This window comes from Salipiger mucosus DSM 16094 (assembly GCF_000442255.1).
Lineage (GTDB): Bacteria > Pseudomonadota > Alphaproteobacteria > Rhodobacterales > Rhodobacteraceae > Salipiger > Salipiger mucosus.
In genome coordinates this window covers 206,332-219,691 of record NZ_KE557276.1, presented here as the reverse complement: position 1 = coordinate 219,691, position 13,360 = coordinate 206,332, and the positions used below count along the sequence as shown (strand labels likewise).

General features: G+C 70.0%; 13 protein-coding genes. 11 read left to right on the top strand and 2 right to left on the bottom strand.

All coding sequences use genetic code 11. From position 1 onward, the window contains the following. The first annotated feature begins 16 nt into the window (after nucleotides 1-16). Complete coding sequence (locus tag SALMUC_RS13115; RefSeq protein ID WP_020042961.1) at nucleotides 17-607, top strand: response regulator; 591 nt, start codon at nucleotides 17-19, stop codon at nucleotides 605-607. Between the two features lie 365 nt (nucleotides 608-972). Here the strand turns inward: SALMUC_RS13115 and SALMUC_RS13110 are convergent, their stop codons facing one another. After that, entirely contained in the window at nucleotides 973-1,434 is a 462-nt protein-coding gene (locus tag SALMUC_RS13110) for an Lrp/AsnC family transcriptional regulator (protein WP_020042962.1), read from the bottom strand. Between the two features lie 157 nt (nucleotides 1,435-1,591). Here SALMUC_RS13110 and SALMUC_RS13105 point away from each other — a divergent pair, with 157 nt between their 5' ends. The 10 genes from SALMUC_RS13105 to SALMUC_RS13060 all read left to right on the top strand — a co-directional run bounded on the left by SALMUC_RS13105 (nucleotide 1,592) and on the right by SALMUC_RS13060 (nucleotide 12,236). Then, the gene (locus SALMUC_RS13105; RefSeq protein ID WP_020042963.1) at nucleotides 1,592-2,611 is read left to right on the top strand and encodes a 1-aminocyclopropane-1-carboxylate deaminase; all 1,020 of its coding nucleotides are present in this window, start codon (nucleotides 1,592-1,594) and stop codon (nucleotides 2,609-2,611) included. Nucleotides 2,612-2,818: 207 nt separating this feature from the next. After that, entirely contained in the window at nucleotides 2,819-4,072 is a 1,254-nt protein-coding gene (locus tag SALMUC_RS13100) for an ABC transporter substrate-binding protein (protein WP_020042964.1), read from the top strand. Between the two features lie 52 nt (nucleotides 4,073-4,124). Continuing rightward, on the top strand, nucleotides 4,125-5,021 hold the full coding sequence (locus SALMUC_RS13095; protein WP_021120357.1) for a carbohydrate ABC transporter permease: 897 nt from the start codon (nucleotides 4,125-4,127) through the stop codon (nucleotides 5,019-5,021). Beyond that, nucleotides 5,018-5,911, top strand: coding sequence for a carbohydrate ABC transporter permease (locus tag SALMUC_RS13090; protein ID WP_020042966.1), 894 nt, complete (start codon nucleotides 5,018-5,020; stop codon nucleotides 5,909-5,911). The genes SALMUC_RS13095 and SALMUC_RS13090 overlap by 4 nt, the downstream gene beginning before the upstream one ends. 3 nt (nucleotides 5,912-5,914) lie before the next feature. Then, nucleotides 5,915-7,051, top strand: coding sequence for an ABC transporter ATP-binding protein (locus SALMUC_RS13085; RefSeq protein WP_020042967.1), 1,137 nt, complete (start codon nucleotides 5,915-5,917; stop codon nucleotides 7,049-7,051). Between the two features lies 1 nt (nucleotide 7,052). Further along, on the top strand, nucleotides 7,053-8,801 hold the full coding sequence (acsA, locus tag SALMUC_RS13080; protein ID WP_020042968.1) for an acetate--CoA ligase: 1,749 nt from the start codon (nucleotides 7,053-7,055) through the stop codon (nucleotides 8,799-8,801). Then, nucleotides 8,798-9,835 (top strand): pyruvate dehydrogenase (acetyl-transferring) E1 component subunit alpha, encoded by a 1,038-nt coding sequence (gene pdhA, locus SALMUC_RS31130; protein WP_021120356.1) that lies wholly within the window; start codon nucleotides 8,798-8,800, stop codon nucleotides 9,833-9,835. Before acsA ends, pdhA begins: the two co-directional genes overlap by 4 nt. After that, entirely contained in the window at nucleotides 9,832-10,785 is a 954-nt protein-coding gene (locus SALMUC_RS31125; RefSeq protein ID WP_021120355.1) for an alpha-ketoacid dehydrogenase subunit beta, read from the top strand. The genes pdhA and SALMUC_RS31125 overlap by 4 nt, the downstream gene beginning before the upstream one ends. A 3-nt stretch (nucleotides 10,786-10,788) precedes the next feature. Next, a complete protein-coding gene (locus tag SALMUC_RS13065) occupies nucleotides 10,789-11,994 on the top strand; it encodes a dihydrolipoamide acetyltransferase family protein (protein ID WP_021120354.1) in 1,206 nt (401 codons plus the stop codon). Then, on the top strand, nucleotides 11,991-12,236 hold the full coding sequence (locus tag SALMUC_RS13060) for an acyl carrier protein (RefSeq protein ID WP_020042971.1): 246 nt from the start codon (nucleotides 11,991-11,993) through the stop codon (nucleotides 12,234-12,236). The genes SALMUC_RS13065 and SALMUC_RS13060 overlap by 4 nt, the downstream gene beginning before the upstream one ends. A gap of 15 nt (nucleotides 12,237-12,251) precedes the next feature. Here SALMUC_RS13060 and SALMUC_RS13055 read toward each other — a convergent pair whose 3' ends face one another. Next, nucleotides 12,252-13,259: a zinc transporter ZntB gene (locus tag SALMUC_RS13055; RefSeq protein ID WP_020042972.1), complete on the bottom strand. Its 1,008-nt coding sequence runs from the start codon at nucleotides 13,257-13,259 to the stop codon at nucleotides 12,252-12,254. Nucleotides 13,260-13,360 lie beyond the last annotated feature (101 nt).

Sequence of the window (13,360 nt, the reverse complement as noted above, 5' to 3'; positions counted from 1 at the left end):
GGTAGGGGAATGTGCGATGAGCGATACGACACAGGAACTACGCATCCTGATCGTTGAGGACGATGTCGTCGACCGGCTGCAGGTGCAGCGCGCGATCGAGAAATCGGGGGTGCCCTGCGTTTTCGACGAGGCATTGAGCCTGTCGAAAGCACGCGAGAAACTGCTTCTGGAACGGTATGACGTCATCATCCTCGACAACCATCTGCCCGATGGCTTCGGAGCGAAGTTCGCCGCCGACATTCGCGGCACCGGCCTGGCCGGCGCCGCGCGCATCCTGATGCTGACCGGCGATCCGGAGATCGCGCGCGCCGCCGCCGGCGACTGCAGCCCGTGGCAGGATGTTCTCGACAAGGACGACTTCTCGTCCCGCCGGTTGCGCGCCATTCTGTTCGGCGAGCCCTGCGAGCCGGTGCACGTCGGCAGCGCCGAGGAGTTTGCGAGTCTCTTTCGCAGCTATGCGCGAGAGAACCTGCCGGGCGCGCTGGAAACCCTGGATACGATGAGTCGGGAAGTCTGGAGCCACATCGACGGCCGGACCAGCAAGCACGACCAAACCAGTGCAACGGCGGACCCTGAAAATCGCGCCGACCACGGGTCCCCTCCCTGAGCGGCCATGCGACGCGGTCCGGATGGGCCCCTTATGCGAGATACGCGGCAGGGCGCCGAAGCGTCTATGATCCCGCCCATCCTCAAATGACGGTATTGGTGTCGGCGCCCCTGCCGGACACGGTGAGCCCCAAAGACAGCACGCGCTTCTCGGCCTCGCACCAAGAGGCACCCGCGCGTTCCTCGCGCCACGACTGACGTGGCAATGGTGGTTCAATAATTGGCAGAACTCACTCCCATCGCCCCCGCCCGGCCTGCCGATTTCCTGACAGGCGCTGGCGCACGCGCCTCAACCGGCCCAGCGCGTGCCGCACGATCGGCAATGCGCCCTTCCTGACTTGGCGATCTGCACGCCGCAGGCCCCCGTCAGAACGGCAGCGGTGCGTTGTTCTTCACGTCCTTCAGCACGAAGAAGGTGCGGATCTGGCGCACGCCCGGCAGCGCGATCAGCATCTTGCCATGCAGCGCGTTGAAGTCGCCCATGTCGCGCACCCGGATCCGCAGGAGGTAGTCGAAGTCGCCCGCCACGAGCTGGCAGTCCAGCAGCTCCTTCATGCCCACCACCGCCGCCTCGAAGGCCGCGAAGCTTTCGGGCGTCGAGCGGTCCAGCACGACGCCCACCATGACCAGCGTGCCGAGGCCCACGGACTCGGGATTGACGCGGGCGTGCACGCCGGTGACATGGCCCTCATCGAACAGCCGCTGCGTGCGGCGGTGACAGGTCGCGGGGCTCACGTTCACCGCCTTGGCGACATCGGCGTTGCTCAGCCGCCCCTCGGCCTGAAGCCGGCGCAGGATGAGCCTGTCGATTCGGTCGATCTCTGGCATGGAAGGATCTTTCATAATTGGACCAGATACCGATTATCCACGATCACCAATCAGTCACAATGCGATCTCATGAGCAATCAGGACACCCAAGTACGAGAGCACCTTTCAAACGTCATGCGCTAGGCTTCCGGGGACACCCCAACAGGAGACCCCGCCCATGTCATTGCTCGCGCCCTTCGACCGCTACCCGCTGACCTTCGGCCCGACGCCCATCGAGCACCTGCCCCGCCTGACCGAGGCGCTCGGCGGCAAGGTCGAGATCTACGCCAAGCGCGAGGACTGCAACTCGGGACTCGCGATGGGCGGCAACAAGCTGCGCAAGCTGGAATACATCGTGCCCGACGCCATCGCCTCGGGCGCCGACACGCTGGTCTCGATCGGCGGCGTGCAGTCGAACCACACGCGCATGGTGGCCGCGACCGCCGCCAAGCTCGGCATGAAATGCGTGGTCATCCAGGAGAAATGGGTGCCGCACTACGACGCCGTCTACGACCGGGTCGGCAACATCATGATGACGCGGCTCATGGGCGCGGACTCGCGCCTCGTGGAGGACGGCTTCGACATCGGCATCCGGCAAAGCTGGCAGGATGCGATCAAGTCGGTCGAGGACGCGGGCGGCAAGCCCTACGCGATCCCGGCCGGCGCCTCGGTGCACAAGTACGGCGCGCTCGGCTACGTGGGCTTCGCCGAGGAGGTCGCGGAGCAGGAGAAGGAGCTGGGCTTCACCTTCGACTACATCGTCGTCTGCGTCGTGACCGGCTCGACGCAGGGCGGCATGATCGTTGGCTTCGCCGCGCAGGATCGCGCCGGCCGGGTGATCGGCATCGACGGCTCGGGCACGCCCGGGCAGACGCGCGAACAGGTGCGCTCCATCGTCGACAACACCGCCGAGCTGGTGAACCTCGGCCGCGCGGTGCGCGAGGACGAGATCCACATCAATCCCGACTACGCCTACCCCGCCTACGGCGTGCCCTCCGAGGAAACCAACGAGGCCATCCGCCTCGCCGCGCGGACCGAGGCGATGATGACCGACCCGGTCTACGAGGGCAAATCCATGCAGGGCATGATCGACCTCGCCAAGAAGGGCTTCTTCCCCGAGGGCTCGCGCGTGCTCTACGCCCACCTCGGCGGCGCGCCGGCGCTGAACGGCTACAGCTACTACTACAAGGACGGCTGAGCGCCTCCCGGACCGGCGCGCGGCGAGCGCCGCGGACCGGTCCGGCCACGCAGCCACGTTGACGCCCGTCAATAGGTCGCCCTCCCAACGGTGCTACCATGACCCGTCGATCCCGGACGCCCCCGCCACGCGACACGCGCGGCGCCGGGGGCGGTCCCGTGGATCGGCACGAAGGAATTGGACCGTCTTGTTTGGGAGGAGAGGACGATGACCAACTTCACGAAACTGATGGCGGCGGGCGCCGTCGCCTGCCTGCCGCTGGGAAGCCCGGCGCTGGCGGACGGCACCGTCGAGGTCCTGCACTGGTGGACCTCCGGCGGCGAGGCCAAGGCCCTGGGCGAGCTGAAGTCCGCCTTTGAGGCGCAGGACGGCACCTGGACCGACTCGCCCATCGCGGGCGGCGGCGGCGACGCCGCGATGACCGCGCTGCGCGCGCGCGTCGTGGCCGGCAACCCGCCCACCGCAGTGCAGCTCAAGGGCCCCGGCATCCAGGAATGGGCCGAACAGGGCGCGCTCAACGACGTGCAGCACGTCGCAACCGACGAGCACTGGGACGACGTCCTGCCGCCGGTGCTGGCCGAGATCATGAAATACGACGGCAAGTATGTCGCGGCGCCGGTGAACATCCACCGCGTCGACTGGATGTGGGGCAACCCAGACCTGCTGGAACAGGCCGGCGTGACCCAGATGCCGACCACCTGGGACGCGTTCAACGCCGCCGCCGACAAGCTCATGGCGGCCGGGATCACGCCGCTGGCCCACGGCGGCCAGCCCTGGCAGGACGCGACGCTCTTCGAGGACGTGGTGCTGGGCGTGGGCGGCGCGGACTTCTACCGCAGCGCGCTGGTGGATCTCGACGCCGCGGCGCTGCGCTCGGACACGATGGTCGCGTCCTTCGACCAGCTGCGCAAGCTGCGCGGCTACGTCGATCCCAACTTTTCGGGGCGTGACTGGAACCTCGCGACCGCGATGGTGATGCGCGGCGAGGCCGCCTTCCAGATCATGGGCGACTGGGCCAAGGGCGAGTTCCTCGCCGCCGGCAAGGTCCCGGGCGAAGACTTCACCTGCACGCCCACGCCGGGGAACGGCTTCGTGCTGAACGCCGACAGCTTCACCTTCTTCAAGGTCTCGGGCGAGCCGAACCTGCGCGGCCAGCAGGTGCTGGCGAGCCTCATCATGTCACCGGACTTCCAGAAGGCCTTCAACCTCGCCAAGGGCTCGATCCCCGCGCGCACGGACGTGCCGCTGGACGACTTCGACATCTGCGCCCAGCGCTCGCACGAGGACCTGCTGAAGGCCACCGAGAACGGCACGCTGGTGCCTTCGATGGCGCACGAGATGGCGGTGCCACGCTCGGTCCGGGGCGAGTTCCTCGACCTCGTGACCGAGTTCTTCAACAGCGACATGAGCTCGCAGGACGCCGTGAACCGCCTCGCCGACGCGGCGGCGCGGGCGATGTAGGACGGGCCGGCGCCGGGGCGCTCCCGTCCCGGCGCCGCCGACGACCATGCCAGTGTCTTCGTCTTCAGGTTTCCGGCCCGGCCAGTGGCTCGAACGGCGCATCCCGGTGCTCGTCGTCTCGCCGCTCTTCGCGCTGAGCCTCTTCTTCGTCTACGGCTTCATCCTGTGGACGGCCTACATCTCGTTCACCCGCTCGGGCGTCATGCCGGTCTACGACTTCGACGGGCTCGCGCAGTACGAACGGCTCTGGTCCACGCCGCGCTGGTACGTGGCGATCCGCAACCTCTTCGTCTTCTCGGGCCTCTTCATCGCGATCTCGATGGCCATCGGCATCCTGCTGGCGATCCTGCTCGACCAGCGCGTCCGCGGCGAGGGGCTGATCCGCACCATCTACCTCTATCCCATGGCGCTGAGCTTCATCGTCACCGGCACCGTCTGGAAGTGGATCCTGAACCCGGGGCTGGGCATCGAGCGGCTGATGCGCGAGGCGGGCTTCGAGAGCTTCCGCTTCGACTGGCTGATCGACGGCGACCGCGCGATCTATACGCTGGTGATCGCGGGCGTCTGGCAAAGCTCGGGCTACGCCATGGCGCTCTTCCTCGCGGGGCTGCGCTCGGTCGACGACGAGGTGCTCAAGGCCGCCGCCATCGACGGTGCGGGCCCCTGGCGCACCTACACCGGCATCGTGCTGCCGATCCTGAGGCCGGTCTTCCTGTCGACGGTCATCATCCTGGCCCACCTCGCGATCAAGAGCTTCGACCTCGTGGTGGCCCTCACCGGCGGCGGTCCGGGCTATGCCACCGACATGCCGGCGACCTTCATGTACGCCTTCGCCTTCCAGCGCTCGGAGCTGGGCGTCGCGGCGGCAAGCGCGACCATGATGCTCGCCACGATCGTCGCGATCATCGTGCCCTACCTCTACTCCGAACTCAGGCAGACCGGCCGATGAGGGCACGGCGCATATCCGGCATCGTCCGCCCCCGTGGCTGGACCACCACGGCGCTGCGCGGCCTGCTCTTCGCGGTGCTGGGCCTCTTCTGCCTCTACTACCTCGTGCCGCTCATCGTCATGGTTTCCACATCGCTCAAGTCGCTGGACGAGATCCGCGAGGGCACGCTCCTCAGCCTGCCGCAAAGCGTCACCGTCGACGCATGGGTCAAGGCCTGGGACGCGGCCTGCGTCGGCGTGCGCTGCGACGGGCTGAAACCCTTCATGTGGAACTCCATCGCCATGGCGGTGCCCGCGGTGCTGCTCTCGACCGCGCTCGGGGCCGTCAACGGCTACGCGCTCACCAAGTGGCGCTTTCCGGGGGCCGACTGGATCTTTGCCCTGATGCTCTTCGGCGCCTTCATCCCCTTCCAGGTGATCCTGCTGCCGATGGCGCGCACGCTGGGCCTGCTGGGCCTCGCGGGCACCGTGCCGGGGCTCATCCTCGTGCACACGGTGTACGGCCTTGCCTTCACCACGCTTTTCTTCCGCAACTTCTTCATCGGCGTCTCGGACGGCATCCTGCAGGCCGCGCGCATCGACGGCGCGGGCTTCTTCCGCATCTTCGCGGGCATCGTGCTGCCCATGTCCGTGCCCGCCATCGTGGTCACGGTGATCTGGCAGTTCACCCAGATCTGGAACGACTTCCTCTTCGGCGTGGCCTTCACCGTGGGCGACAGCAACCCCGTGACCGTGGCGCTGAACAACGTCGTCAACACCTCCACCGGGGTCAAGGAATACAACGTCGACATGGCCGCCGCGATCCTCGCGGGGCTGCCCACCATGCTCGTCTACGTCGTCGCGGGCGCCTGGTTCGTGCGCGGCCTCTCGGCCGGCGCAGTGAAAGGATAGCGCATGGCCTCGGGCATCACCCTCTCCGGCGTCTTCAAGCGCTTCGGCGCGACCGAGGTCATCAAGGGCATCGACCTTGCCATCGAGCCGGGCGAGTTCGTCGTCCTCGTCGGCCCCTCCGGCTGCGGCAAGTCCACGCTGCTGAACCTCGTCGCCGGGCTCGAGACGCTCACCTCGGGCGACATCCGCATCGGCGCGCAGGTGGTCAACGACGTGCCGCCGCGCGACCGCGACATCGCCATGGTCTTCCAGTCCTACGCGCTCTACCCGACCAAGTCGGTGCGCCAGAACATCACCTTCGGCATGCAGACGCGCCACGTCCCCCGCGACCGCCAGGAAGCCGCCCTCGACGAGTTCAGCCGCCTGCTGCAGATCGACGGCCTGCTCGACCGCAAGCCCGGGCAGCTCTCGGGCGGCCAGCGGCAGCGCGTCGCGATGGGCCGCGCGCTGGTGCGCCAGCCCGAGGTCTTCCTCTTCGACGAGCCGCTCTCGAACCTCGACGCCAAGCTGCGCATCGAGATGCGGACCGAGATCAAGAAGCTGCACCAGCGGCTGGGCAAGACCGTGGTCTACGTCACCCACGACCAGATCGAGGCGATGACGCTCGCGAGCCGCATCGCGGTGATGGACAACGGCCATATCCGCCAGTTCGCGCAGCCGCACGAGATCTACGAGGACCCCGTCGACCTCTTCGTCGCGGGGTTCATGGGCTCGCCGCCGATGAACATGCTGCCCGGCAAGCTGGCACGCGACGGCACCGCCCGCGCCGTGGCCGTCGAGGGCAACGGCGCCCCGCCGATCCTCTTTCCCCTGCCGGGCCGCCTCGCCGCGCGTCTGGATGAGCCCGACGGGCACGAGGTCGTCCTCGGCCTGCGACCCGAGGCGATCTTCGCCGCCGGAACCGAACTGCCCGGCCCCGACCGCTTCGTCTTCGAGCGGACCGTCGGCGTGGTCGAGCCCACCGGGCCCGACACCATGCTTGTCTTCGCCATCGGCCCGGTCGAGGCCATCGCCCGCGTGCGCCCCGGCGACGCGCCCGACCCGGGCACCGCCTTTTCCTTCGAGGTCGACATGACCAAGGCCAAGCTTTTCGACGCGGCGAGCGGCCTCGCGCTCGGCGCCAGAACCGGAGGACGCTGAGATGACCCGGGACACGATCCGCAAGTCCGAGGCCGACCGCCGCCGCGCCGTCCTGCCGGACCCCGCCGCAACGCGGCAGAGCTTCCGGTGGGAGGACGCAGGCGCGATGCTCGACGGCCTGCCCGGCGGCGGGCTCAACATCGCCTTCGAGGCCGTCGACCGCCACGTCGCGCATGGCGACGGCGAGCGTCTCGCGCTGCGCTGGCTCGGCAAGGACGGCAGCACGCGCGATCTCACCTACGCCGAGCTCATGCGCGAGACCGCCCGCTTCGCCAACGTGCTGCGCGCCCACGGGCTGCAGCCGGGTGACCGGCTGCTCTCGCTCATGGGCCGCGAGGTCGCGCTCTACGTCGCGGCCCTCGGGACGCTGAAGGCGGGGCTGGTCTTCTCGCCGCTCTTCTCGGCCTTCGGCCCCGAGCCGATCCGCACCCGCATGGAGATCGGCGAGGCCAACGCGATGGTCACCACCGAGAGCATCTACCGCCGCAAGATCGCCCCCTGGCGCCACGAGATCCCCTCGCTGCGCACAGTCTTCCTCGCCGACGCCACCGCCGCCCCCGAGGGCTGCGTGGCCCTCGGCCCCGCCATGGCCGACGCCGCGGACCGTTTCGAGGTCGCGCCCACGGCCCCCGACGACATGGCCCTGATCCATTTCACCTCCGGCACCACCGGCCGCCCCAAGGGCGCCGTTCACGTCCACGACGCCGTGCGCGCGCATGCCGCCACCGGACGCTTCGCGCTCAACCTGCGGCCGGGCGCGGTCTACTGGTGCACCGCCGACCCGGGCTGGGTGACCGGCACCTCCTACGGGATCATCTCGCCGCTGGTGAACGGCGCGACGATGCTGGTCGACGAAGCCGACTTCGACCTCGACCGCTGGTATGCGACCCTCGAACGCGAGCGCGTGCAGATCTGGTACACCGCGCCCACCGCGATCCGCATGATGATGCGCGCGGGCGTCGAGGCTGCGCAGCCCTATGATTTCTCGGCGCTCGAATTTCTCGCCAGCGTCGGCGAGCCGCTGAACCCGGAGGGCGTCGTCTGGGGGAGCGAGGTCTTCGGCCGCCCCTTCCACGACAACTGGTGGCAGACCGAAACGGGCGGCATCATGATCGCCAACATGGCCGCCGAGGACATCCGCCCCGGCTCCATGGGCCGCCCCCTTCCAGGCATCACCGCGGGGGTCGTCGACACCTCGGGCAAGACCCTGCGCGACTGCCCCCCGGGCGAGATCGGAGAGCTCGCCCTGCGCCCCGGCTGGCCCTCCATGATGCGCGCCTACCTCAACGAGCCCGCGCGCTACGCCAAGGCCTTCCGCGACGGCTGGTATCTCTCGGGCGACCTCGCGATGCGCGACGCCGAGGGCTGCTTCTGGTTCGTCGGCCGCGCCGACGACCTCATCAAGTCCTCCGGCCACCTCATCGGCCCCTTCGAGGTGGAAAGCGCCCTCATCGAACACCCGGCCGTGGCCGAGGCCGGCGTCATCGGCTTGCCCGACGAGACCGCCGGCGAGGTGGTCCGCGCCTACGTCTCACTCAACCCCGGCTACACGCCCTCCGAGGGTCTGGAACGCGAGATCCGCGGCCACGCCCGCAAGCGCCTCGGGGCCGCCGTGGCCCCGCGCGAGGTCATCTTCCGCAACACCCTGCCCAAGACCCGCTCGGGCAAGATCATGCGCCGCCTCCTGAAGGCGCGCGAGCTCGGCCTGCCCGAGGGGGACATTTCCACGCTGGAGACCGACGAGACATGAGCGCCGCCAAGATCCACCTCACCCGCGAGACCGTCCGCGCCCACCTCCACGCGATGATGCGCATCCGCATGTTCGAGGACCGCTGCGCCGAGCTCTACACGCAGGAAAAGATCCGCGGCTTCCTGCATCTCTACGACGGCGAGGAGGCCATCGCGGCGGGCATCATCCCGCAGCTCACCGCCACCGACCGCATCGTCGCCACCTACCGCGAGCACGGCCACGCGCTGGTGCGCGGCGTGCCCATGCGCAGCGTCATGGCCGAGATGTTCGGCAAGGCCACGGGCTGCTCCGGCGGGCGCGGCGGCTCGATGCATCTCTTCGACGCCGCGCGCAACGTCTATGGCGGCAATGCCATCGTCGGCGGCGGGCTTCCCCTCGCGGGCGGACTCGGCCTCGCCGACCGGGTGCAGGGCAGCGGCGCCGTCACCGCCTGCTTCTTCGGCGAGGGCGCCGTGGCCGAGGGCGAATTCCACGAGACAATGAACCTCGCCCAGCTCTGGCGCGTGCCGGTGCTCTTCGTCTGCGAGAACAACGGCTACGCCATGGGCACCGCGCTCACCCGTTCCGAGGCGCAGACCGACATCCACACCCGCGCCGCCGGCTACGGTATCCCGTCCGAGGTGGTCGACGGCATGGACGTCGTCGCGGTCGAGGCCGGCACCCGCCGGGCGCTCGCCGCGATCCGCGAGGACCCGCACCCCTATTTTCTTGAATGCCGCACCTACCGCTTCCGCGCGCATTCGATGTTCGACGCCCAGCTCTACCGCGACAAGGCCGAGGTCGAGGCCTGGCGTCAGAAAGGCCCGATCCTGCGCTTCCGCAACTGGGCACTCTCAGCGGGCCTCCTGCACGAGGCCGACATCGCCGCCATCGAGACCGAGATCGAGGCCGAGATCGCCGACGCCGTGGCCTTCGCCGAAAGCTCGGAGTGGGAGCCCGTCGCGGACCTGCTGCACCACGTCACCGCCGAGGCGCGTCCCGCCCCGCCGCCGCCCGCCGAGCCCACCGGGGCCACCGCCACCGCGAGGCCGTGAACCAGGCCCTGCGCGAGGCGCTGCAACGCGACGAGCGCATCTTCCTCATGGGCGAGGACGTGGGCGCCTACGGCGGCTGCTACGCCGTCTCCAAGGGCCTCATGGCCGAGTTCGGAGAGGACCGCATCCGTGACACGCCGCTCTCGGAGTCGGGCTTCACCGGCTTCGGCATCGGCGCGGCGGCGGGCGGGCTGCGCCCCATCGTCGAGCTGATGACCGTGAACTTCAGCCTGCTCGCGCTCGACCAGATCATGAACACCGCCGCCACCATCCGGCACATGTCCGGCGGCCAGTTCGGCGTGCCGCTGGTGATCCGCATGGCCACCGGCGCGGGCAAGCAGCTCGCCGCGCAGCATTCGCACTCGCTCGAGGGCTGGTATGCCCATATCCCCGGCCTGCGCATCCTCGCGCCCGCCACGCTCGAGGACGCGCGCGGCATGCTCTGGACCGCGCTGCAGGAGCCCGACCCGGTGCTGATCTTCGAGAACGTGATGCTCTACAACCGCTCGGGCCCGCTCGACACCGGCGCGGGCGCGGTGGACATCGACCGCGCCGCCATCCGCCGCCCGGGCCGCGACCTGACATTGCTCACCTACGGCGGCTCGCTCTTCAAGACGCTGGAGGCCGCCGAGGCGCTTTCGACCGAGGGCATCGAGGCAGAGGTCATCGACCTCCGCGTGCTCCGCCCGCTCGACGAGGCGACCATCATGGCCTCGGTCGGCCGCACCCGGCGCGCGGTGGTGGTCGACGAGGGCTGGCGCGCCGGATCGCTCTCCGCCGAGATCGCCGCCCGCATCGGCGAGCAGGTCTTCTGGCGCATGGACGCGCCGGTCGGCCGGGTCTGCACCGCCGAGGTGCCGATCCCCTACCCCAGGCACCTCGAGGACGCCGCGATCCCGCAGGTCCCGCGCATCCTCGAGGCGGCCCGCGCGACGCTGGGAAAGGGCTAGGTCATGTCGGTCTTCAGGATGCCATCGCTCGGGTCCGACATGGAGGACGGCACGCTCGTCGAGTGGCTGGTCCACCCCGGCGACCACGTCTCGCGCGGCGACGTCGTGGCGGTGATCGAAACGCAGAAGGGCGCGATCGAGATCGAGGTCTTCGAGGACGGCACCGTCGACCGCATCGAGGCCGCGCTCGGCCAGAAGCTTCCCGTCGGCGCCCCCCTCGCGGTGATCCGGGAGGACGGCGAACCGGCGGCGGATGAGCGCGGGCAAACCGCCGTGCCGCCGCCCGAGGCGGAAAGCCCGGCGCCCGCCCCGCCTCCGCCTGCGGACGAGACCCTTCCGACGCCTCCCGCACAGGAGTCGACCAAAGCGCGGCCCGCGCCGGACGTCATCCCCGCCTCACCCGCCGCCCGAGCCCGCGCCGCGGAACTCGGCATCGACCTGTCCGCCCTCACCGGCAGTGGCCCCGGGGGCGCGATCCTGCTCGCGGACGTGAGTGCCACGAGGCCCGAGTCCACGCCGCACCCCGCCGCCAAGCCCGGTCTCGACCTCGCGGCCATGCGCGAAGCCATCGCCGCCGCCATGTCCCGCTCGAAGCGCGAGATCCCGCACTACTACCTCGACCACGAGATCGACCTCGAGGCCGCGCAGGCCTGGCTGAGCGCCCACAACGCCAAGGCCCCGCCCGAGGGCCGGCTGCTCATGGCGGCCCTGATTGTCAAGGCCACCGCCCGCGCCGCCGCCGAGGCGCGCGACATGAACGGGCACTTCACCGACAGCAGCTTCGTGCCCTCGAAAACCGTGAATGCCGGCGTCGCCATCGCCCTGCGCGGCGGCGGCCTGATCGCGCCCGCGCTGATGGGCGCCGAGGCGCTCTGCCTGCCCGACCTCATGGCCGCGATGCGCGACCTCGTCGCCCGCGCGCGCGGCGGGCGCCTCAGGGGCGCCGAGATGACAGAGGGCACGATCACCGTCTCCAGCCTCGGAGAGGGCGGCGTCGACGGCCTGACCGGCGTGATCTACCCGCCGCAGGTCGCGCTCGTGGGCTTCGGCGCGCCGCGCCGCCTGCCCCGGATCATCGGCGGCGCCGTCTTGCCGCGCCTCTGCCTCAGAACGACCCTCGCCGCCGATCATCGCGTCAGCGACGGCCGCAGCGGCGCAACCTTCCTGTCCCGGATCGCCGGGCTACTGCAGACCCCGGAGGCCCTATGACCGAAGACGATATCCGCCGCACCTTTCTCGACCTCGTGACGCGCGTGGCGCCTGACCTCGCGACCGATGACATCGGCGGCGACGATCACCTGCAGGACGACCTGGAACTCGACTCCATGGACGTGCTGAACCTCGTCGCGGCCATCCACGAACGGCTGGGCGTCGACGTGCCCGAGGCCGACTACATGGAGATCGCGACCCCGAACAGGGCCGTGACCTACCTCTCGGGGCGGCTCGACTGACCGGCCGGCATCGCCTTACCGGAACATGCCGGTCTTCCGGAAAACCAGGAAGACCGCGCAGCCAAGGGCCACGAGCAGCACGCAGACCGCCACGAAGCCGCGCGGGTCCTGCGCCCCCGGAATGCCGCCCACGTTCATGCCCAGCAGGCCGGTGAGCAGGCTCAGCGGCAGGAAGATCGCGGCCACCACCGTCAGCAGCAGCATCCGCCGGTTCAGGCTTTCCGCCCGCTGGTCGATCAGTTGCTCGTGCACGATCTGCGCCCGGTCCCGGATCGCGTCCAGCTCCTCGCCCAGCCGCACGACGCGGTCCGCCGCCTCGCGCAGGTGCGCCCGGTCGCGCTCGCCCAGCCACGACAGCTCCTCCAGTTCCAGCGCGAGCAGGGCGTCCTTCTGCGGCACCAGGTAACGCCGCAGCAGGATCGCCACCCGGCGCGCCTGCGCCAGCTCCGCCCGGGGCGCGGCGTCCTCCTCGGCCAGCAGCGTCTCCTCGATGTCGTCGATCATGTCGGTCAGGTCCGTCACCTCCGGCTCCGCCCGGTCCGCCAGCCGCAACGCGAGGTTGGCCACGAACTCCCCCGGCGAGCGCGGCGCGTGCCCCCGGTCCATCGCCGCCAGCATGTCCTCGAGCGCACTCTGCGCCCGCACCGAGACGCCGACGATGCGCTGCGCCTCGACCCAGAGCCGGATCGAGATCATGTCGCCGGGCTCGGCCGCCGGATGCGGGTTGACGCCCCTCAGGTTGAGCAGCACCCCGTCGCCGTGAACGCTGCATCGCGGGCGCGTCTCCTCGGCCGTCAGCGCGCCGACGACGAACTCGTCCAGGCCGATCTCCGCGAGCCGCTCCGCCGCATCCGGGTGGTCCCGCATCAGGTGCAACCAGGCAAAGGCCTGCGAGCCGGGCGCGGCCCGGAACGCCGCGAAGCTCTCGGCGCCGACATCCCGCGCCCCGCCCGCGCCGTCGAAGACCTTGGTGATCGTGCCGGCCCGGGCGCGTCGCTCCGTGCCGCCGTGCTCCATGACCATCGTGCTTCCTCCGACAAGACGCTTGCGCCCGCCCCGTGGCAAGGCCCCCGCCACCGCGTCCCGCCGCGATGCGCGGGCCAGCCTAGCGCGCGCATCCTCCG

Excerpts from the sequence above, each read along its gene's own strand:
- SALMUC_RS13115 (WP_020042961.1), top strand. The coding sequence starts at position 17 with ATGAGCGATACGACACAGGAACTACGCATCCTGATCGTTGAGGACGAT.
- SALMUC_RS13110 (WP_020042962.1), bottom strand. The coding sequence starts at position 1,434 with ATGCCAGAGATCGACCGAATCGACAGGCTCATCCTGCGCCGGCTTCAG.
- SALMUC_RS13105 (WP_020042963.1), top strand. The coding sequence starts at position 1,592 with ATGTCATTGCTCGCGCCCTTCGACCGCTACCCGCTGACCTTCGGCCCG.
- SALMUC_RS13100 (WP_020042964.1), top strand. The coding sequence starts at position 2,819 with ATGACCAACTTCACGAAACTGATGGCGGCGGGCGCCGTCGCCTGCCTG.
- SALMUC_RS13090 (WP_020042966.1), top strand. The coding sequence starts at position 5,018 with ATGAGGGCACGGCGCATATCCGGCATCGTCCGCCCCCGTGGCTGGACC.
- SALMUC_RS13085 (WP_020042967.1), top strand. The coding sequence starts at position 5,915 with ATGGCCTCGGGCATCACCCTCTCCGGCGTCTTCAAGCGCTTCGGCGCG.
- acsA (WP_020042968.1), top strand. The coding sequence starts at position 7,053 with ATGACCCGGGACACGATCCGCAAGTCCGAGGCCGACCGCCGCCGCGCC.
- pdhA (WP_021120356.1), top strand. The coding sequence starts at position 8,798 with ATGAGCGCCGCCAAGATCCACCTCACCCGCGAGACCGTCCGCGCCCAC.
- SALMUC_RS13065 (WP_021120354.1), top strand. The coding sequence starts at position 10,789 with ATGTCGGTCTTCAGGATGCCATCGCTCGGGTCCGACATGGAGGACGGC.
- SALMUC_RS13060 (WP_020042971.1), top strand. The coding sequence starts at position 11,991 with ATGACCGAAGACGATATCCGCCGCACCTTTCTCGACCTCGTGACGCGC.
- SALMUC_RS13055 (WP_020042972.1), bottom strand. The coding sequence starts at position 13,259 with ATGGTCATGGAGCACGGCGGCACGGAGCGACGCGCCCGGGCCGGCACG.